Genomic DNA, 20,307 nt, shown 5'->3' with positions numbered 1-20,307 from the left:
TGTGGCAAGGCCAGCTGCATCGCTGCATTCCAAGGTTACATCTAGAGAACCAGCTTGTGTTGTCCAAGTTGGCGCTGCTGTATCCTGAATGGTGATCACTTGAGTAAAAACTGTTGAAGTATTATTGCAGACATCTTTAGCGGTCCAAGTGTTGGTGTATGTTCCAGAATTGGCACAAGTTCCAGCGGCGAAAGTTCCGCTCACTTTAGTATAGGTTACAGTTCCACCGCAATTGTCTGTGGCAACAGGAGCCTGATTTTGTGCTGTTGTCAATCCTGCCGCATCGCTGCATTGCAAAGTAACATTTAGAGTACCCGCTTGAGTTGTCCAAGTTGGTGCAGTAGTATCTTGAATAGTAATCACCTGAGTGAAAACTGTTGAAGTATTATTACAGGCGTCTTTAGCAGTCCAAGTGTTGGTGTAAGTTCCAGAGTTTGCACATGCTCCTGCGGCGAAAGTTCCGCTCACTTTTGTATAAGTTACAGTTCCACCGCAATTGTCAGTAGCAACAGGAGCTTGATTTTGTGCTGCTGTCAATCCTGCCGTATCGCTGCATTGCAAAGTAGCATTTAAAGCGCCTGCTTGAGTTGTCCAAGTTGGCGCAGTAGTATCGTTAACAGTTACTATTTTTTCACAAGTAGAACTGCATCCATTTGAAGTAGTAGTTAATAATAATTTAAACGTTGTATTACAAGTAGAACCAGCTTGAACGGTTACGTTTTGTAAATTTGTCGCTGATGTAATTGTAGCACCATTTGCAGTTGCCGGAGGCAAAGACCACAAATAGGTCGTCATATTGGCTGGAGCCGTATAAACATTAGAAGAAGATAAACATACAGGACCACTAGTGCCAGTAATAGAACAAGCGGTCGGAGCATTTACCGTTACGGTTGCTTCACTTGTTGCAATATTACTTCCAGAGCATAAACCTGAATTAGAAAATATTGCTCTGAATTTTGTAGTTTCTGTTAAATTGCCTGTATTGTAAGCTGTTAAACCTACAGTATTAGCAATATCTACCCACACTGAAAAAGGGGCAACAGATGATTGCCATTTAATTACATTAGAGCCAGCATTGAGACCTGTTATTGTTAAAGCAGCACTAGCTCCTGAACATATAGTTGAGTTTGGTCCAACTGTTCCTTTTAGTGGAATTCCAAAAGTAAGTGGAGTATTTGTACATAGATTTGAATTAGGTGAGTTACCACTAACAGAAGCTAATTTTGTAACGTTAATTACACCAGGATTATTGGGATCACAAATGTTAATTCCCAAGCTTCCAAAAGGAACATTAAACTCTAAAAATGTAGCGCCAGAATTACAATTGGCCTTACCTGCCTGAGCAGCAAGACCCGCGGGGATAACATTAGTTTGAGTTTTTACACTACCATTTCCAGTATATAAAGTAAAACCACTTCCATTAGAATTAATCTCTAAGATATACTCAGCACCAGCTACAGTAATAGTTCCCCCAAATGAATCTGATGTTAATCCTGTTGCTGGATTATTGTCGGTATCTAAGTACAATCTAAAAAGTGCCGAACCACCATTACCAATGTCCATACCTAATCTTAAAACTTGACTTTGGGTATCAACTTTAGCGCGAATCGTCCCAATGTTACAAGTTGAAGAAGGGTTAGCTAGTAATACTGTGCTATAAACCGTTCCAGTCGCATATTCATCACCAACTGCACCTGGACCAGGGCAGTAATTGCCATCATATGTGTTTTGAGAATAGCCACTTGTAGTAAATATTAAAAGCAACGTAATATAAACGCATTTAATATTAAAATTAATATTCGTTAAAAAAGTAATGTTTTTCATAATCTCTAATTTTTAATCTTTAGTAAATTTTATTTTGAGATTCTTGAGTTATAATCTGTTTTAATTGATTATAAATTGCCGAGGCTGTTCTTGGTAAAAATTATAATATTGACTTAAAAAATGGGCTTGTAGAAAAATGAGTGTTTTTGATTTTTTTTTTAAAGTTTTAGGTTAATGTTCAGTAAAAATCTCAAGAAGATGGAAAAACTGTTCTATTCATTTAAATGGGACAAATAGGTTATTAATCACATCGTGCATTTCTAACAAAAAAATAACTTACAATTTTGACACTTTTTAGGACCTTTCAAGTGACACTTTTTTATTCTTATAAATTGTTTCTCTGTTTTGTGATATATTTAATATTTTAACAGAATCAAAGTTATATTAGAGTTTTTCTAATATGATTTTTTTATCTGTAACTAACCTAAAAACTCGTTGAAGTGTTGTTTTTTTATCAACAAATGACCCAAAAACACTTTTTTTTAACTCAAAAAAGTAGAATTTTTCTTCTCCTTTTTTTGCTTTATTCACGATATTAAGTTTCTTTGAAGTGTATTAAATGATTAATAATCAGGTATTTAGTTAATTTTTTAGAAGATTGAAGAATATCGACTAAATACTAATTTTATAGATGAAGTACATAAAATGACAAAAAGTGGCTTTTCTAATTTTTGTAGTCTAAAAATTTTACAGGGTATTTATTCTTGTTAAAATTTTGTTATAATGTTAACGGAAATAAAAAAAAGAAAAGGTTTAAAATTTCTTTTGTAAATTAGAACTTAATTAAAAAATGACCTGCAATTCAGGTTTTTAAAAATTGCTACTTATGAAAAATCTTATATTAATTCGTCATGCCAAATCTAGCTGGGAAGCACCATTGAAAGATTTTGATCGTCCATTAATGAAAAGAGGAATTTTAGATGCGCATGATGTTTCATTAAATATTTCAGAGTATCTTCCAAAAACGTATATTATTTGGAGCAGCACAGCCGCGAGAGCCACAGAAACTGCTTTAATTTTTGCGCAAAACATATCTTATCCATTAGAAAGCATCATTTTTAGAGATGATCTGTACACTTTTGATGAGAAGCAGCTCGAAAAAGTTATTAAATCGTGTGATAATAGTTTTGAAAGCGTTATTCTTTTTGGACATAACGAGGCTATTACAAATTTTGTTAATAAATTTGGGGATGTTTTTATAGAAAATGTACCAACTTCAGGCTTTGTTTCGTTACAGTTTGATGCCGAAAGTTGGGACACGATCCATAAGGGCAAAACACATAAAACTATTTTCCCCAAAGATTTAAAATAATTACAGTGTACGAACAGAAATATATCGATAGAGAAAAAAGCTGGTTAGCGTTTAATGCGAGAGTGCTTCAGGAAGCAGCAGACAATACAGTACCACTTTTAGACAGACTGCGTTTTGTTGGAATTTTTTCAAACAACTTAGACGAATTTTTTAGAGTTCGGTACGCGGCCATTCGACGATTAAGTCTATCAGGTATTTCTGGAGAAAAATATCTAGGAGGTATTTCTGCGCATCAATTAATTAAAGATATTACCGAAATTGTAATTCAACAACAGTCTGAAAGTTTGCGTATTCTTGGGAACATTGAAGCTGAACTAGAATCTGAGAATATTTTTATTATCAATGAAAAACAGATTACACCAAAACAAGAATGTTTCTTAAAGGACTTTTATACCCAAAAATTAAGTCCAGAATTAGTAACCATCATTTTAAATGATTTGGCTGTTTTTCCAATTCTGAAAGATACCTTAGGCTATTTGGCAGTTCGTTTAGAATTAGCAAATGATGAGGTTCGTTATGCCTTAATTGAAATTCCAAAAAATATCAACAGATTTGTCGTTCTTCCTTCTGAGGACGAAAAACAATATGTTATTTTAATAGATGATGTTATTCGTTTTAAACTGAAAAACATCTTTAATATATTTGATTACAAGAGCGTTTCTGCTCACATGATCAAAATTACTCGTGATGCACAATTGGATATAGATAGTGATTTGAGTAAAAGTATGCTTGAAAAAATTGCTTCGTCTGTAAAAGATCGCCGAATTGGAGAGCCTGTTCGTTTTATTTATGACAATTTGATAGAAGAAGATACGCTGCAATTTTTCTTAGATAAAATGAAAATTGTAGAAACAGATAGTATAATTCCGGGAGGAAGATATCATAATCGTCGCGATTATATGAGTTTTCCAAATCTCGGAAGATTTGATTTGTTGTACAAGCCAAACGAACCGTTACCAGTTCCTGGCTTGAACCTTGAAGGGAGTATTCTTGAAAAAATCTCTAAGAAAGATTATCTAGTGCACGCACCTTATCAGTCATTTTCATATTTAACGAAGTTTTTGCGCGAAGCCGCTTTAGATCCAAAAGTAACCAGCATTAAAATTACCTTATATCGTTTAGCTAAGAATTCACAGATTATTAGTTCGCTGATAAATGCAGCTAAAAACGGAAAAAGAGTAGTGGTGCAAATCGAACTTCAAGCACGTTTTGATGAGGCTTCGAATATTTCGTATGCAGAACAAATGCAGACAGAAGGCATCGAGCTTATTTTTGGTATCAAAGGATTGAAAGTACACAGTAAGATTTGTGTAATTGAAAGAACGGAGGAAGGCAAAAACCGTCGTTACGGATTCATTTCAACTGGAAACTTCAACGAAGCAACAGCAAAAATTTATACCGATGTAACGCTTTTTACTTGCCACCAAGGAATCTTAAAAGACACGTCAAAAATATTTGAGTTTTTTGATATTAATTATAGAGTTCATAGATACAAACATTTAATTGTATCGCCTCATTATACAAGAACGAAATTTATCAAACTAATTGATCGTGAAATTCTTCATGCATTGGCGGGTAGAAAAACGCACATTAAATTAAAAATGAATAGTTTGTCCGATTTTAAAATGATCGATAAATTATACGAAGCAAGTAATGCAGGAGTAAAAATCCAGCTTCAGGTAAGAGGAATATGTTCTCTAATTCCAGGAATTCCAGGAATGAGCGAAAACATTGAAGCCATAAGTATTGTAGATAATTACTTAGAACATTCGAGAGTATATATTTTCGGAAATGCTGGCTTGACCGAAGTTTACATTTCGTCTGCCGATTTTATGACCAGAAATCTAGACGGAAGAGTCGAGGTAACCTGCCCGATTTACGATCTTGAAATCAAAAAAGAATTGATTGATAATTTCAATATTGCCTGGAAAGGAAATGTAAAAGTGAGATATCATTCTTATAAATTAGATAATAAATATAAGCCCAAAAATCATCATGCCCCATTTAGAGCACAATTTGAAACCTATAAATATTATCAGAATAAAGTAGCCATACTTGAAGAGGTTCCTCAAAAAGTAAATTAATAATAAATACCAATTCCAAATCATAAAGTGAGCATGATTAATATTAGGAAGTTCGCAGCGATAGATATCGGTTCAAATGCCATGAGGCTTTTGATTGCTAACGTTGTGGAACAAGAAGGCAAAGAACCGCAGTTTAATAAAAGTTCCCTTGTTCGTGTGCCAATTCGTTTAGGGCAAGACGCCTTCACGGTTGGAGAAATTTCACCAGAAAATATAGATCGAATGGTAGATGCCATGAAAGCATTCAACCTTTTGATGAAAGTACATAAAGTAGAACGTTATATGGCATTTGCGACTTCTGCAATGCGCGAAGCCTATAATGCAAAAGAAGTTGTGGCTTTAATTAAGAAAAAAGCTGACATAAAAATCGAGATCATCGATGGTAAGAAAGAAGCGGCAATTATTGCTTCTACAGATTTGCATCATTTAATTAAATCTGACGAAACTTATTTATTTGTGGATGTTGGAGGTGGAAGTACCGAGTTTACCTTATTCTCTGACGGAAAAATGATTACGTCAAGATCTTTCAAAGCGGGAACTGTTCGTTTACTGAACAACATGGTTCATGATTCGGTTTGGGATGAAATCGAAAAATGGATTAAAACCAACACAGCCGATTACGATGAAGTAACGCTGATAGGTTCTGGAGGAAACATCAATAAGTTGTTTAAAATGTCTGGGAAACAGCAGGAAAAACCGCTTTCGTACATTTATGTTAACTCACAGTACGCATTTTTAAATTCATTGACTTACGAACAGAGAATTGCTGAATTAGGATTGAACTCCGATCGTGCCGACGTAATTATTCATGCCACTCGTATTTATCTGAATGCGATGAAATGGAGTGGTGCGCGCCAGATTTATGTTCCTAAAATCGGACTTTCTGATGGTATCGTAAAAGCAATGTATTACGGTAAAATTTAATATTTATATTTTTTTTGTAAATGAATAAAGGCAGACTTGAAGCTTTTAGTGATGGCGTTTTGGCAATCATTATTACGATTATGATTTTGGAAATTAAAGCTCCAGCAGGGCATGAATTTGTAGATTTAAAACCGCTTATTCCGAAGTTTTTAAGTTATGTTTTGAGTTTTATTTACGTTGGAATATATTGGAATAATCATCATTATTTACTCCATGGTTTGTCAAAAGTAAATGGGAAAGTATTATGGAGTAATCTGCACTTTTTGTTTTGGCTTTCCTTGATTCCCGTTTCTACCGCTTGGATGGGAGAACATAATTTTGAAAAAGCCGCAATGACGATGTATGGAGTTGTGCTACTTCTTTCTGCAATCTCTTATATTATTTTGCAATATACTATAATGTGCAGTGAAGGAAGCAATTCTGCCTTAAGAAAAGCACTTAACAAAGATTATAAAGGTAAAATCTCTTTAGTTTTATACGTTATCGGAATTGTTACGGCATTCTTTAACCAGTGGGTTTCTGGAGCAGCTTATTTTATAGTTGCCATGTTATGGCTTATTCCAGACAAAAGAATCGGGAGGATTTTTTCTTAAAATGAATAGTTTATGAAAGCTGTTTTTCAGTCCATTCAAGATTTCTCTGCTGACGAATTAAGTCTTTTAGATAGTTTGATAACATTTCGAACATTAAAAAAAGGAGAACTTCTCTTAACTGAAAATCAAGTTTGCAACGAAATAGTTTTTATTGAAAAAGGAATTCTCCGTTCCTTTTTCGTCAATCATAAAGGCGATGAAATCACGAATTGTTTTGCTTTCGAAAACGAATTTATGGCTTCTTTTGCCAGTTTTATCACAGGAGAAAAAGCAGAAGAGAACATTCAGGCCTTAACCGATACAGAATTGCAAATTCTAGACCGAAAAGCTTTAGAAGAGCTCTACAAATCAGGTTTTAACTGGCAAGAAACAGGCAGAAAATTAACCGAATTAGAATTTGTAAACCTGCACAAAAGGATGATTTCTTTTCAGAAATTATCAGGTGCAGAGCGTTACGAAGAACTTTGCCAAAATCATCAAAAGTATATTCAGTTAATTCCTTTGCAATATTTGGCTTCTTATCTAGGAATTACCCCAAGACATTTAAGCCGAATTAGAAAGGCTATAATTTGATCTTTTTTTGTGTTTCTCGCAGATTTTGCAGATTTATTTTTTAGCTCATTAATTGAGAAGAAAGAATCTGCAAAATCTGCGAGAGAAATAAATCTAAGGTTTTTTTTCAGGACATTTGTCTAGTAAAAGAAAATGTTCTAATAGTATTTTTGAAAAAACATAAACATGAAAAAAATACTAATTATAAACGGACATCCAAACGCGGAAAGCTTCAATTTCGGAATTGCAGAATCGTACCAAAAAGGGGCCGTTGCTTCTGGTGCACATGTAGAAACCATTACAATAGCCAATTTAAATTTCAATCCAAATCTGCAATTTGGTTACCAAAAACGAACAAATCTAGAACCAGATTTGTTAGAATCTTGGGAGAAAATCAAAAGAGCCGATCATTTAGTTTGGATTCATCCCGTTTGGTGGGGTGGTCTCCCAGCGATAACAAAAGGATTTATTGATCGTTTGTTTTTGCCTGGAATGGCTTTTGAGTATCGCGAAAATTCAGTTTGGTGGGATAAATTACTAAAAGGCAAAACAGCTCATATTATTACAACCTTAGATCAGCCAAGCTGGTATTACAGATTGTTTTTCGGAAGACCTAGCGTGAATCAATTAAAGAAATCAACTTTGGAATTTTGCGGTGTAAAACCCGTAAGAGTGAGTTATGTCGGAATTATAAAAGGCTCTAAGGAAGAGCAGAGAAAGAAATGGCTTGAAAAAGTCTATAATTACGGACTCAAAAACAAATAAAATTTTGTTGCAAATTACCAGAATGAATTGATTCGTTAGATTAAAGATTTATATCCAATCCAAATGTAGTGCGTAAAAGTTCAATGTTTGGATTGATTTCTAAGAAACGATTGTATCGATCTTGATCGTTAAGGGCTCTTACTGCTTTAATTTCTTCATTTACAATTACTTCAATTGTAATATCATGATTATGCAAGTGACCTTTTAAATAGCCTAATAAACCATTCATCTGGCCTTCAAAATCCAATTTGGAACCTTCATTTGGCAACTCATAATAAATTGTCGTGCCATCCAGAGTAGGATCACTAATCAATAGAATTGATTCCATGATCTTAAGTCCTTTTTGGCCTAAACGTTCTGCATATTTGTTCCAGTGAAGACGCATATCGGTTTCGTTAAATTCTTCAGTTAGAAAAACAGTAGTAGGCTTAACGTACGATTTGCTATTTGCTTCCATTTCTTTTTTCTTGCGGATACTAGCAAGAGAAAAAGCAGAAACTTTAGGAGCGCCATTTGCTTCTGTTTTTGGAGCTTCTGGAGTTTGAACTTTTGGAGTTTCGGCAGGAGTTTGAACTGCGTTTTGGGTATTTACAGATGCGGCATTATTAATGCTATTGGCATTATTTTTTTCTTCCGAATTTGGAATTTGGGATTTTGTATTTGGATTTTCCTTATTTGGACTTTGGACTTCGACTATAGAATAACCTCCGTTTTTAAAGTAAACAGGTGGAATTATGAATTGCTCAACTTTTTTTTTTCTCCATCAAAGTTGATAGAGGCCAATTGCATCAAGCATAATTCAACTAAAAGTCGTTGATTCTGGCTTAATTTGTATTTTAAATCGCAGTCGTTTGCAATATCAATTCCTTTAAGTAAAAATTCCTGAGAACATTTTTGTGATTGAGAGGCATACATTTGCTGTGCTTGCTCGCCAACTTCCAATAAAGCAATAGTCGAAGGTGTTTTGCTCACTAATAAATCTCTGAAATGTGAAGCCAAACCAGCAATAAAATGATGTCCATCAAAACCTTTGGCTAAGATATCATTGTATGCTAATAAAAGTTTCGGAATCTCATTTTCCAGAAGTAAATCAGTAATCGAAATATAAGTTTCGTAATCTAAAACGTTTAGGTTCTCGGTTACAGCTTGACGTGTCAAATTTGTTCCGCAGTAAGAAACTACACGGTCAAAAATAGACAAAGCATCACGCATCGCGCCGTCTGCTTTTTGAGCGATAATGTGCAGTGCATCATCTTCAAAAACGATTCCTTGACTTTCAGCAACATCAGCCAAATGTTCTTTAGCATCTTTTACTGTAATTCTTTTGAAATCAAAAATCTGACAGCGAGATAAAATCGTTGGAAGGATTTTGTGTTTTTCTGTCGTGGCTAAAATGAAAATAGCATGTTTTGGCGGTTCTTCTAATGTTTTAAGAAAAGCATTAAAAGCGGCCGAAGACAACATGTGGACCTCGTCAATGATATATACTTTGTATTGTCCAGTTTGTGGCGGGATTCTAACCTGATCGATAAGGTTACGAATATCATCAACCGAGTTGTTTGAAGCAGCATCTAGCTCAAAAACGTTAAATGCAAAATCTTCAGTAGGATCGTCATATCCAGGCTGATTTATTTTTCTTGCCAAGATACGCGCGCAAGTAGTTTTACCAACTCCACGCGGTCCTGTAAACAAAAGAGCAGAAGCTAAGTGATTGGTTTCAATAGCATTCAACAAAGTGTTTGTAATGGCCTTTTGCCCCACAACATCCTTAAAGGTCTGCGGGCGATATTTACGTGCCGATACTACAAATTGTTCCATATTCTCTTTTATTGGATAGCAAATATATGACTTTTGTTTCGTTGTTTAAAACCGATTTTAGTTATTTAGAGAAATTCTTTTTCTTCAAAATAACAAAGAGTAAAATAAGAAATAATACGATGTTGACAATCAAAGAAATGATAATGTATTGGCTGTAAGTTTCCAATTTTGCATCTGTTTTTTCTTTATCAGAAATTTCTTTTTGAGAATTTTTATAGATTCTTAGCTTCTCTAATTGATAAATCCAATCTTGTAAATTTCGATTTTCAAATTTCAGATCCCAAACATAAAAAGACAATGATTTTATTTGATCATCTATCTTTTGTGAGGTTCTGATTTCTGGCGGAGAAGGCATGGAGTCACTCCCATAAGGTTTAAATCCAGTGCTTGGAGAGCAACCGCTCACTTCGATAGTTTTATCATCATTAAAATTGGCATAAACAATCCAAAGTTGTTTTATAGATGGAATACTAGAACAATTGCCATTATATTTTTGCGTAATGAACTGAGAATTATATTTTCCTTTAAAGAGTTCTATGATTCTAAAAGTATAAATTCTCTTTATTGAATCTACTTTTATGACTTCTCCGTAAAATACAATTTCATGCTTTAGTCCTATTTCTACCATATTTTTTCTGTCAATTGTTTTGCAATCACATGAAAAAGAATAATTAGTGATTAATAAGGTTGTAATAAGTAATAGGAATTTCAATTTCATAAAGACAGTTTAGGATACAATAATAATCTTTTTTATGCTTGTTTTTTCATCTCTAAATTGAATTTTTATAATAAAAAATGTACTATTTTTAATCCGAAACTAAGTGCCATTTTAAAAAAACGTTAATCATTCATGAACGCAAAACAAATAGTTAAATTAAGCAATATTATCGGGATTACGTCTATACTTTTATTAGTGTACTGGGTCTTTACATTTATTGTAATTGAAGTTTTCGGACTAAAGGTTTTTAGAGAAAACATGACCGAAAGCTTTTATTTAAGCATTCTCGGTATTCTTGCTCTTATGGCAGGATCTCTAATAGTGAATCTCATGTTTAATTTGACGAGAATTGCCGAAAGAAAAAATGAAGATGAAGTAAATACCAAATCAAACCGACGCAAGTTTGCTGTTCTGCTTTTAATTTTTCCATTAATTCTAATTATACTTTTTGGTGGTGATTACTTGACTTCTGCCAAAAAAGAAAAAATGCTCATTAGCTCTGCAAAATCTATTATAGAATCTAACAAGGCAAATAGCGACAAACTTTTAAATTATACATTTTCTAAATCATACATCAAAGAAACAACGGGAATTTTAAGAGTTTTATCTTCAACAGATAAAAACTTTCCGAGTGTAACTTTAATTGTGAAAGATTCCATTAAAGATTCACCTGTTTTTCTTGGTTTTAATGCTTATTATAATGAAAGTTTGGATAGTGATACCATACAACCTCAAAAAGTAAATTATATTTATCAGACTAATAAAGAAGAAAGAGCTTATCTTATTGAAGTTTTTAATAAAAATAGTGACGAGTTAAGATATAGTTCGAGTAATGGAAATTATGAATTGTTTTACCCATACAAAAAGAATGGAAAAACGATCATCATCTATTTTTCTGAACAGCAGCGTTATGGTAAATTAGGAAGCTGATAAATTTATAGATCATGAAGAAGTATTTTCTACTAATAATTTTGCTTGCAGCGTTTACCGTAAAAGCACAAAAAACTCAAATGAGTCCAATTTATCAATTGCGAATCTATGAGATTTTCGAAAGCAATAAGAAAGAATTTCACGAACGTTTTCGCGATCATGCCATGCGCATTATGAAGAAATACAACTTTAAGATTATTTCGATTTACGAATCAAAATCAGATAAGAAAACAGAGTTTGTATATTTTCTAGAGTGGCCAGATGAAACGACAATGAAAAAAGCTTGGGAAGATTTTAGAAAAGATCAGGAATGGATTGAGGTTAAAAAAGAATATACTACAAAATACGGTGACGTAGTAGGAAATATAGAAGATCGTGTTTTGACTAAACTTGATTATTCGCCTAATTAGAAAAATTACTGTAAATATTTTTTATGAAACAATATCATTACCAAAACAACATTCTAAACTTACAAGTTAAAAAAACACCATTTTTGATAAGAGCAATATTATTCCTAATTGCTTTTATGCTTTTTGTTTTTCCGGTTGGAGGAACAATTTTTGGTATTGCTCTCGGAAACGGTTTGCATATTGGTTATTTTATAGGAATCGGAATTTGTTTTCTAATTGGATTTTATACTCTGCGAATTGCCCTTTGGAATACTTATGGAAATGAAACCATTCAGATTCTAGAAGATAAGGTAATTTATGAAGCTAATTATGGATGGTTTAAAGATGGTAAGAAGGAAATATTAATTTCAAATCCTAACTTTTATGCTGTGCCTGCTGGTTATGAGGAAGATAATGAAGGTGTTTTAATTATTGGTTCTGATGATGCTAAAGTTGAATCGGTTGTGAAGATAAAAATGATTCAATTGGAAGAATTAGCTTCACTTTTGCAATCTTCTACAAAGTAATTCTCTGTTTTCTTTTACTGAAAAACTTATAAAGCTCACCGTAATATCATATAACCTTCTTATACTTAATGTTTTTAATTTTAAAAATGTAAAATATTGAAAAAAGAGTAAGAGCAACCAGAGGTGTAAAATCTGTGGGAGATACCTGCGAATTGGCAAGAGCCAATCAAGAACCAGGGACGGCGACTGTTGTTGTTAATTCTGATGCTGATTTAGATAAATTTGGTCAGTAAAGTGGTAGACGCTTATGATGGCATTAGTGCAACTGTAGTTTTTGAAGCCAACAAAGATATTATTTCAAGTCCTGATTTAATTCAGCCAAGATGGAAATTGAAAATACCGACAGTTTAGTTTTTTTAGTCTCAAAGTTGCAGAGTTGCAAAGGAACAAAAGTTTTTATTTTATGTCATTCCTAGGAACGAATTTCAGTTTCTAGGAATGACATAGATTATTGAATCATTTTTTGTTCTCATTTGCTTTTACTTGATTTATAAAAGATTCTTTCTTTTGAAACCGATTGCTCTAGCCCTGATGTTAGCGGCATCCTTTTGTGGCGGTCCCGATAGCTATCGGGAGCAGCAAAAGATATAGCGGACAGCAGGTTCCCGGCTCCTAAAAATTATCTTCCCTTAATACTTAAATCCAATAAAAACTTTGCTGTTTCCTGATCTGAATCGGCTGAGAAACCAGCAACATAAACTCCTTTTTTGCCCGTAGTCGACTTAATTCCGTATACAACTGCCTCATCTGCTGGGTCTGACTCACCCTCGTATCGATACACATGAACAATTTCAAATTTCTCAGGATTTTTTTTAATCGCATCAGCATTTCGATTAAAATCGCACGTAAATCCTTTTTCATTCAATTGATCTAAAGCTTTTGAAACAGTTGCGTAATGATACATTCTTTTCATGATAAACTGAATTTAAATTATAGATTTTTAAAGATAACTATTTTAAAATTAAAAAGTTATGATAAAATTCATAAAATCTAAAATTTAAAATCATTATTGTTAGTTCTTAAATCGCTACTTTTGCAGCGCAGACCGCCTTATCGTCGTTCCGATTTATCGGGAGGGAGGAAAGTCCGGACACCATAGAGAAGCATAGCGGGTAACGCCCGTCGGTTCTCTCGTTTTTTGGAACGAGAGGATTAGGACAAGTGCAGCAGAAAGTATGTACAGGTAATGCTGTAGTGAAACCAGGTAAACTCTATGCGGTGAAATACCAAGTATATCGGCATTTAAGGGCTTCTCGTTCGTTGCCGAAGGGTAGGTAGATTGAGTCCCGAAGTAATTCGGGATCTAGATAAATGATAAGGTATTGTTTTATTGCAAAATAAGACAAGAACAGAATCCGGCTTACAGGTCTGCATTTTTTATATATTTGTGAACTATCTAACTTATCCTCATGAATATTACGACTCCAAATCCTTCGTCAAAATCTAAAAAAAGCCTTTTTAGAACCATTGTAACCAATCTTACTTTTTGGGTTTTAATTGCTATTATTTTGGGCGTTTTGCTTGGACATTTTTCTCCTGAGAATGGCGTAAAAATGGAATTTCTAGGCAAGAAGTTTATTCAGTTAATTTCACTCTTTATTGGACCAATTATTTTCTTGACTATTGTTTTGGGAATTTCGGGAATGGGAAATCTTAAAAAAGTAGGTCGAATAGGGGTTAAAGCTTTAACGTATTTTGAGGTAGTTTCGACCGTTGCTTTGGCAATTGGTGTGACTGTTGCTTATATATTTAAACCTGGAAAAATTGATAAATCGGGACTGACTTTTGGCGATGCAAGCCAATATACAAATGGAGCAGCAAAGGATTTTTCGTGGTTGCAGTTCTTCTTGTCCAACTTTACATTACAGGTTTTATTGGCTGCTATTATATGCGGAATTGCACTGAATTTTTATCAGAAAAGAGAACAGACGATTTTGGTTTTGGAACGATTCTCTAAAGTGGTTTTCTTCGGATTAAAATATGTAATGTATTTAGCTCCAATTGGTGCTTTTGGAGGAATGGCGTACACAATCGGGAAATTCGGTCTGGCAACTTTGATTCCGCTTGGCAAATTGATGCTTTGTGTTTATCTGACGATGGCATTGTTTGTCTTTTTGGTTTTGGGAAGCATATTGAGATATTATAAAATCAGCATTCTTTCGATTTTAAAATATATTAAAGAAGAACTTTTGCTAGTTCTCGGAACTTCATCTTCGGAAGCTGCTTTGCCAAGTATTATGGTAAAATTGGAGAGAATGGGATGCAGTAAATCGGTCGTAGGATTGGTGATCCCGACGGGTTATTCTTTTAATCTGGACGGAACTTCGATTTATCTTTCTATGTCTGTGCTTTTTATTGCGCAACTCTACGACGTGCATTTGACTTTTTTTGAAATCATGACCGTTATCGGAATTTTGATGATTACTTCGAAAGGCGCAGCGGGTGTAACAGGAAGCGGATTTATCGTTTTAGCATCAACTTTAACAGCCTTGCATAAAATTCCGGTTGAAGGTTTAGCATTTTTACTTGGTGTAGATAAATTTATGAGCGAGGCCAGAGCGATTACCAATTTAATAGGAAATACAGTGGCAACCATAATAATTTCTAAAACCGAAAGAGATTTTACAGAGCTGAATCTGGATCCTGTTTCGGAGTAGTTTTGCCACAAAGGCGCTAAATCGCAAAGTTTTTGTTTTTCTTTGAGCTTAAAATTTCTCGCAAAGACGCAAAATCGCAAAGTTTTTTATAAGTTGACTCCAGCTTTAGTTGGAGGAATTGATAAATGAATTTTGGAGGCTTTAGCCAAACAGCTTCTAGTTTGGCTAAAGCCTTGTTTTCTTCTTTAATTTATAGTCATCCAGCTAAAGCTGGATGCTATTCAAATAAAATTTTATAACTATTTTATGCTCGCAAAGTCGCAGAGTCGCAAAGCTTTTGTTTTTCTTTGAGCTTAAAATTGCTCGCAAAGTCGCGGAGTCGCAAAGATTTTTTTGAGTTGCCTCCAGCTTTAGCTGGAGGTTACGGAGAATTAAATTTTAAAGGCTTTAGCCAAACAGCTTCTAGTTTGGCTAAAGCCCTTGTCTTTCTTTAATTTGTGATCATCCAGCTAAATCTGGACGCTATTTAAATTGAATTTTATAAATAATCTTTGCCTGCAAAGTTTAAAAAATTAAGAAAAATCTTTGCGACTCCGCGACTTTGCGAGATTAAAAAACTTCTTGCCTTAGCGCCTTCGTGGCAAAAAAAACACTACGATTCGTCTTTAGTTGTTCGCACCAGACTAATGCCCGACGTAAAAAATACGATTCCTAATATTCCGTAAATAATAAGCGATTTTATATCTCTGGTTTCTCCAGACGTGCCAGCAAAAATAACGGCCGTATAAATAAGTCCTATAATTCCGAGGATTGTAAGCAACCCGCCGAAAAATCTTTTTAGGTTCATGATTGTTAGATTTAAAAGTTCTCTAACAAAGTTAAATTTTGACAAGTTAATTTCTGTTACACAATTGTTTATGTGAAATTATATGATTCGAATACTATTTTTCTATTTTAAACTCCAATCCTATATTTCGAACACTTTCAATCTTAATTTTTGGATCTGAATTAAAATATTTTCTCAATCTGCTGATAAAAACATCCATGCTTCGCCCTGAGAAATAATCGTCTTTTTTCCAGATTGACATTAAAATTTGATCTCTTTTTAATAACTGATTATGGTTGAGATATAAATACTCAATAAGAGAAGCTTCCATTTCTGTAAGCTGCTGAACGTGATTTTTATTATTCAAAGTTAGGCGTTCGTTATCAAAAATATACGAACCAATTTCTATGATGTTGTTTCCTTCAAGACTTCTTTTTTGCTCAATTCTTTTTAGGATATTCTGTAGACGAAGAACCAATTCATCAACTTCAAAAGGTTTTGCGATATAGTCGTCTGCACCAAGTTTTAAGCCAATGATTTTGTCTTCTTTAAGTTTTCTTGCAGTTAGAAAAATAAAAGGAATTTCAGGATTGATAGTAATTATTTTTTCCGCCAATGAAAATCCGTCCATTTTAGGCATCATGACATCAAAAATGCAAATATCAAAAACCTGGTTTTTAAAATAGTCTAAAGCTATCTCACCGTTTTCTGCCCAGATTACTTCAAATTGATGCAATTCTAGGTATTGTTTTAAAATCGCCGCAAAGTCAAAATCGTCTTCGGCTAAAAGTAATCTTTTCAAAATAAGGGAATTAAACTTTTAATAAAATAGTAAACTGGGTTCCTTTTCCTAAATCGCTAATAACGTTAACAGAACCCTGATGTGCTTTTACAATTTGATCGACATAATACAAACCTAAACCTAAGCCTTTTGTATTATGCAGATTTCCTTGTTCGACGCGATAAAATTTCTCGAAAAGAAAGGCTTGTTTGTTTTTGGCAATTCCAATTCCGTCATCTTCAAAACTGATAGAAAATTGGTTTTCAACCATTTTTGTTTTTACTGTAATGGTGTTCGAACCGTATTTTGCAGCATTTTCCAAAACATTTAAGAAAGCGGTTGTTAGATGAAATTTATCTAAAACAAGAATCGTTTTCTCAGTTTGAAAATCGGTTTTTAGATTGATTTTTGGAAAAGTAATTTTAAAATCATCAACAATAGAAAGCAGAAAATCTTCGGCATCTATTTTTTCCTTTTGCAATTCAATTTCATTTTCTGCCAAAGAATTTGCCATAACCTGATCAATCAAATTTTGAAGGCGGTTATTTTGACGTGAAATTGTATTCACAATAGCGTTGAAATTTTCTTCATTTTCACGAATGCTTTTCTGTGCTAAAATCTTTGTCGAGATCCCTAAAGTTGCCAAAGGCGTTTTAAGTTCGTGCGTAATATTATTAATGAAATCAGTCTTAACATCGCTTACTTTTTTCTGTTTAATTAAAGCTTTTAAGGCAATGACAAAAAGCGTGATTAAAGTCAGAATTGATAATAAAGACAAAATGAGAATAAAAGTCATTCGTCTCAGAATAATCATTTCCCAATCAATTACAGAAACGTACATTGAATCTTCTGTAAGTAATTGATATTCCTGATTTTCGAAAGTTCCATTGGTTGTTCCAACATAATTTCGCACTAAAAAAGCATGATTGAGCGAAGCTAGATTTCCGTACAATTTATTCTGGATAAAAGGCTTTTCGGAGAAAATAGTATCAGCTTTTTTTGCATTTTGATACAGGATAAATTTGTTGAGCACAATGGCAAAATCAATTTTAAAATTTGGCAAATCTCTTTCGAATTTTCTCTGGATTTCTCGAGTTACAGCGCTCTGATATTCATTCTGTAAAACGCCAATCTTAATATCTAGTTTGCTGTTTTTTCCTTTTATATATCTTTCAGAAAGGCTTTTGTAAAGTGCTTCTTTTTTTGCCACAAAAGCTGAGTCAATATCACTGTAGTTGTTTGAAATCTGGGCAATTTCATTTTTAATCTGTGTATGAAACTGTGCCACTTTATATTCGTAGGCCGTTTTTACCAAATAACATTGCACCGTCATAAGCACAATTAGTGCAATGACAGAAAATGTGATTAATAAATTGATTCTTTGTTTCATATTCCTTCGAAAATTCTGTTTCAAAAATACTGTTTTTACTAATCAAATGGCAGATTAACTCTGCATTAACCTACGATTAACTTTCAGAACTAGGTTTTCAAAGCATTTTTGCAGCAACACTAATCAATTTAAATTTTAAAATGAATCTTTATCTGCCATTAAAACTTCTAATAACACTTCTGCTTTTTTGTCTTTCATGTATAGCGAATGCTCAGAATGAAACACCAAAAGATTCGACTTCAAATCAATTAGATGAAATTGTCATCAGCCAGGAGAAAAAGACATTTACAAACTCAAACGGAAACATAAAAGTTGACGTTGCTAATTCGGTTTACAGCACAATTCCAAACCCGGTAGATCTGCTTTCAAAGCTGCCATCGGTTCAAGTAAGTACTGATCGAGAAAGTATTTCGATTGTCGGAAAAGGAAATCCGCTCATTTACATTGACGGGCAAAAAGGAACGATAACCGATTTGAATGCCTTGAGTGTCGCTGATATTAAAACAATTGAAATTATTAAAAACCCATCTTCAAAATACGAAGCCGAAGGCCGTGCTGTGATTTTAATTACTAGGAAATTGAGCAAAAAAGACAGTTTCAGAACTGAAATTTCAGAAGTGGCATCTTTTAAAAAGCATTATAATAATTATTTGGGCTTTAATTCCAGTTTTAAAAAAGGAAAATTAGAATGGAAAGCCAATTTTAATTACAATAAACTAAATCCTTGGGAGAAGCATACTTTAGAATATGAAATTCCAAAAGCTTCCATTATTTCCAATTATGATGTAATGGCAAATACACATCGCAATCAATACATTTTTGGAGGCGGAATGTATTACAAAATAAAAGAGGAGGATTATTTCTCCATTAATGTAAATGGAAAGCTTCAGAGTGATACGTTCGATATCAACACTTTTACTTTTAATCAAAATCAGGATGTGGTAAATAATGTTTTTACATTGAGTGATAATTCAAGTAAAAAGGATTTTGTAAATGCATTTGTGAATTATTCAAAAAAAATAAAATCGATTGACACGCAACTTTTTGCTGGTTTTCAGTACTCTAATTTTAATCAGCATTTAAAGAGTTTAGTGGCTAATAATTATAATGAAACCGATTTTGAATTGTCGCAAAATCGTGATCAGAAATTTAATGTTGATGTTTTTTCTGGAAGAGTTGATTTGGAGAAAAAGTTTAAGAATGAAATGGATCTGGAATATGGTGCATTGTATCTAAAGGCAAAATCAGTATCAAACGCAGACATTTTTGATTTTGAGAAAAACTCTAACGAAATTTCAGATTATGATTTTAAAGAAGAAAACCTAGCGGCTTATATTCAATTTTCTGGAAAACTCAAAAAAATCGATTTTTCATTCGGATTAAGAGCAGAGAACACAAATGTTTATGCAAAGTTTAGAACGCAAATTTCGCCTTCTATCGATAAAAATTATACCAATTTGTTTCCGAAAGCCAATATTACTTTTCCTATCGACAGTACAAAGAGTATTATTCTAGATTATGCAAAAAGTATTGTGAGGCCTAAATATTCTTCGTTAAGTCAGATTGCTACCTATATAAATCCGTATTTTTTGTACGGTAGCAGTATAAATTTAGGACCAGCATTTGTAGACGAAATTTCGAGTACCATTCAATATTTGGACAAAACTTTAAAATTTGGTTATTATCAAACTAAAGATGTTGTTAATCCGACTTTTGTTTTTAATGAGGAAACCAATGTGCTGATGATTACTGATATTAATTTTAAGCGCGAAACTGGTTTTACAATAGATTTGACGCTTCCGTTTACTTATAAATTTTGGACAGCAACAAATTCTCTCGTTTTTGCAAAAAGTAAGACTGAAGATGACGCAGCTTTATTACATCCATCAAAACCTTATTTATATTATTATTCCAACAACACTTTTAAACTGCCGAAAGATTTCAGTTTTGTTCTTTCTTTTTGGGGAATGACAAAACAAAACGATGGAATTTTTGAACGAAAAGCCAATTTTATAGTCGATTTATCGCTGGCAAAAACATTTGGCAAAAACTGGAGCTGTACCTTAAATTATAATGATATTTTTAAAGCCACGACTTATACAGATGCTTTTAGCATTAATAATATAAATTCAAAGTTTAAATATTGGGTTGATGCAAATGAGATTTCTATTGCAGTTCGTTATTCTTTCGGAAAGATAAAAGATTCAGAATACAAAGAAAAAAGCGTCAATGAGAGTGAAAATAGAATCAGATAAGGTTTAAAATTCCAAAAAATAA

20 protein-coding genes and 1 other RNA gene are annotated in these 20,307 nt (G+C 33.3%); 13 read left to right on the top strand and 8 right to left on the bottom strand.

The window, feature by feature from the left end:
- Positions 1 to 1,824, bottom strand: a 1,824-nt coding sequence (locus DM397_RS09135) for an HYR-like domain-containing protein (RefSeq protein ID WP_455550116.1), incomplete at its 3' end; no start/stop codon positions are given.
- A gap of 826 nt (positions 1,825 to 2,650) precedes the next feature.
- Here DM397_RS09135 and DM397_RS09130 point away from each other — a divergent pair.
- The 6 genes from DM397_RS09130 to DM397_RS09105 all read left to right on the top strand — a co-directional run bounded on the left by DM397_RS09130 (position 2,651) and on the right by DM397_RS09105 (position 8,054).
- Entirely contained in the window at positions 2,651 to 3,136 is a 486-nt protein-coding gene (locus tag DM397_RS09130) for a SixA phosphatase family protein (protein WP_111377238.1), read from the top strand.
- A gap of 5 nt (positions 3,137 to 3,141) precedes the next feature.
- Positions 3,142 to 5,220 carry a polyphosphate kinase 1 gene (gene ppk1, locus DM397_RS09125; protein WP_162615476.1) on the top strand — a complete coding sequence of 693 codons (2,079 nt, stop codon included), beginning with the start codon at positions 3,142 to 3,144 and terminating at the stop codon, positions 5,218 to 5,220.
- Positions 5,221 to 5,253: 33 nt separating this feature from the next.
- Positions 5,254 to 6,144: a Ppx/GppA phosphatase family protein gene (locus DM397_RS09120; protein ID WP_111363603.1), complete on the top strand. Its 891-nt coding sequence runs from the start codon at positions 5,254 to 5,256 to the stop codon at positions 6,142 to 6,144.
- Positions 6,145 to 6,164: 20 nt separating this feature from the next.
- Positions 6,165 to 6,737 carry a TMEM175 family protein gene (locus tag DM397_RS09115; protein ID WP_111377236.1) on the top strand — a complete coding sequence of 191 codons (573 nt, stop codon included), beginning with the start codon at positions 6,165 to 6,167 and terminating at the stop codon, positions 6,735 to 6,737.
- A 12-nt stretch (positions 6,738 to 6,749) separates the two neighbouring features.
- Positions 6,750 to 7,310, top strand: a complete 561-nt coding sequence (locus DM397_RS09110; protein WP_111377235.1) for a Crp/Fnr family transcriptional regulator — start codon at positions 6,750 to 6,752, stop codon at positions 7,308 to 7,310.
- A 165-nt stretch (positions 7,311 to 7,475) separates the two neighbouring features.
- Entirely contained in the window at positions 7,476 to 8,054 is a 579-nt protein-coding gene (locus tag DM397_RS09105) for an NAD(P)H-dependent oxidoreductase (protein WP_111377234.1), read from the top strand.
- 40 nt (positions 8,055 to 8,094) lie between these two features.
- On the opposite strand, the gene DM397_RS09100 is transcribed toward DM397_RS09105, so the two are convergent.
- The 3 genes from DM397_RS09100 to DM397_RS09090 all read right to left on the bottom strand — a co-directional run bounded on the left by DM397_RS09100 (position 8,095) and on the right by DM397_RS09090 (position 10,590).
- Complete coding sequence (locus tag DM397_RS09100; RefSeq protein ID WP_111377233.1) at positions 8,095 to 8,511, bottom strand: DNA polymerase III subunit gamma/tau; 417 nt, start codon at positions 8,509 to 8,511, stop codon at positions 8,095 to 8,097.
- Positions 8,512 to 8,786: 275 nt separating this feature from the next.
- Positions 8,787 to 9,872, bottom strand: coding sequence for a DNA polymerase III subunit gamma/tau (gene dnaX / locus DM397_RS09095; RefSeq protein ID WP_111377232.1), 1,086 nt, complete (start codon positions 9,870 to 9,872; stop codon positions 8,787 to 8,789).
- A gap of 61 nt (positions 9,873 to 9,933) precedes the next feature.
- Positions 9,934 to 10,590 (bottom strand): hypothetical protein, encoded by a 657-nt coding sequence (locus DM397_RS09090; RefSeq protein ID WP_142479099.1) that lies wholly within the window; start codon positions 10,588 to 10,590, stop codon positions 9,934 to 9,936.
- A 132-nt stretch (positions 10,591 to 10,722) separates the two neighbouring features.
- Between DM397_RS09090 and DM397_RS09085 the strand changes: the two genes are divergently transcribed.
- The 4 genes from DM397_RS09085 to DM397_RS24095 all read left to right on the top strand — a co-directional run bounded on the left by DM397_RS09085 (position 10,723) and on the right by DM397_RS24095 (position 12,787).
- On the top strand, positions 10,723 to 11,520 hold the full coding sequence (locus DM397_RS09085) for a peptidase (protein WP_111377230.1): 798 nt from the start codon (positions 10,723 to 10,725) through the stop codon (positions 11,518 to 11,520).
- Positions 11,521 to 11,534: 14 nt separating this feature from the next.
- Entirely contained in the window at positions 11,535 to 11,930 is a 396-nt protein-coding gene (locus DM397_RS09080) for an NIPSNAP family protein (RefSeq protein ID WP_111377229.1), read from the top strand.
- A 23-nt stretch (positions 11,931 to 11,953) separates the two neighbouring features.
- Positions 11,954 to 12,436 carry a hypothetical protein gene (locus DM397_RS09075; RefSeq protein ID WP_111377228.1) on the top strand — a complete coding sequence of 161 codons (483 nt, stop codon included), beginning with the start codon at positions 11,954 to 11,956 and terminating at the stop codon, positions 12,434 to 12,436.
- Between the two features lie 222 nt (positions 12,437 to 12,658).
- On the top strand, positions 12,659 to 12,787 hold the full coding sequence (locus tag DM397_RS24095; protein WP_262510680.1) for a hypothetical protein: 129 nt from the start codon (positions 12,659 to 12,661) through the stop codon (positions 12,785 to 12,787).
- Positions 12,788 to 13,055: 268 nt separating this feature from the next.
- On the opposite strand, the gene DM397_RS09070 is transcribed toward DM397_RS24095, so the two are convergent.
- Positions 13,056 to 13,349 (bottom strand): SH3 domain-containing protein, encoded by a 294-nt coding sequence (locus tag DM397_RS09070; protein WP_111377227.1) that lies wholly within the window; start codon positions 13,347 to 13,349, stop codon positions 13,056 to 13,058.
- A 124-nt stretch (positions 13,350 to 13,473) separates the two neighbouring features.
- On the opposite strand from DM397_RS09070, the gene rnpB reads away from it, so the two are divergent.
- An RNA gene (gene rnpB, locus DM397_RS09065) (RNase P RNA component class A) lies at positions 13,474 to 13,815 on the top strand.
- A 30-nt stretch (positions 13,816 to 13,845) separates the two neighbouring features.
- On the top strand, positions 13,846 to 15,093 hold the full coding sequence (locus DM397_RS09060; protein WP_111377226.1) for a cation:dicarboxylate symporter family transporter: 1,248 nt from the start codon (positions 13,846 to 13,848) through the stop codon (positions 15,091 to 15,093).
- Positions 15,094 to 15,685: 592 nt separating this feature from the next.
- On the opposite strand, the gene DM397_RS09055 is transcribed toward DM397_RS09060, so the two are convergent.
- The 3 genes from DM397_RS09055 to DM397_RS09045 form a co-directional block, all read right to left on the bottom strand.
- A complete protein-coding gene (locus DM397_RS09055) occupies positions 15,686 to 15,880 on the bottom strand; it encodes a hypothetical protein (protein WP_111377225.1) in 195 nt (64 codons plus the stop codon).
- Positions 15,881 to 15,974: 94 nt separating this feature from the next.
- Positions 15,975 to 16,661: a response regulator transcription factor gene (locus tag DM397_RS09050; RefSeq protein WP_111377224.1), complete on the bottom strand. Its 687-nt coding sequence runs from the start codon at positions 16,659 to 16,661 to the stop codon at positions 15,975 to 15,977.
- Between the two features lie 10 nt (positions 16,662 to 16,671).
- Positions 16,672 to 18,030 (bottom strand): sensor histidine kinase, encoded by a 1,359-nt coding sequence (locus DM397_RS09045; RefSeq protein WP_111377223.1) that lies wholly within the window; start codon positions 18,028 to 18,030, stop codon positions 16,672 to 16,674.
- 140 nt (positions 18,031 to 18,170) lie between these two features.
- Here DM397_RS09045 and DM397_RS09040 point away from each other — a divergent pair, with 140 nt between their 5' ends.
- On the top strand, positions 18,171 to 20,285 hold the full coding sequence (locus DM397_RS09040; RefSeq protein ID WP_111377222.1) for an outer membrane beta-barrel family protein: 2,115 nt from the start codon (positions 18,171 to 18,173) through the stop codon (positions 20,283 to 20,285).
- The last annotated feature ends 22 nt before the right edge of the window (positions 20,286 to 20,307 follow it).

Source organism: Flavobacterium nitrogenifigens, assembly GCF_003254565.1.
Classification (GTDB): domain Bacteria; phylum Bacteroidota; class Bacteroidia; order Flavobacteriales; family Flavobacteriaceae; genus Flavobacterium; species Flavobacterium nitrogenifigens.
Note: the sequence above shows the minus strand (reverse complement) of the source record. Positions and strands in the feature narration are given on the sequence as shown.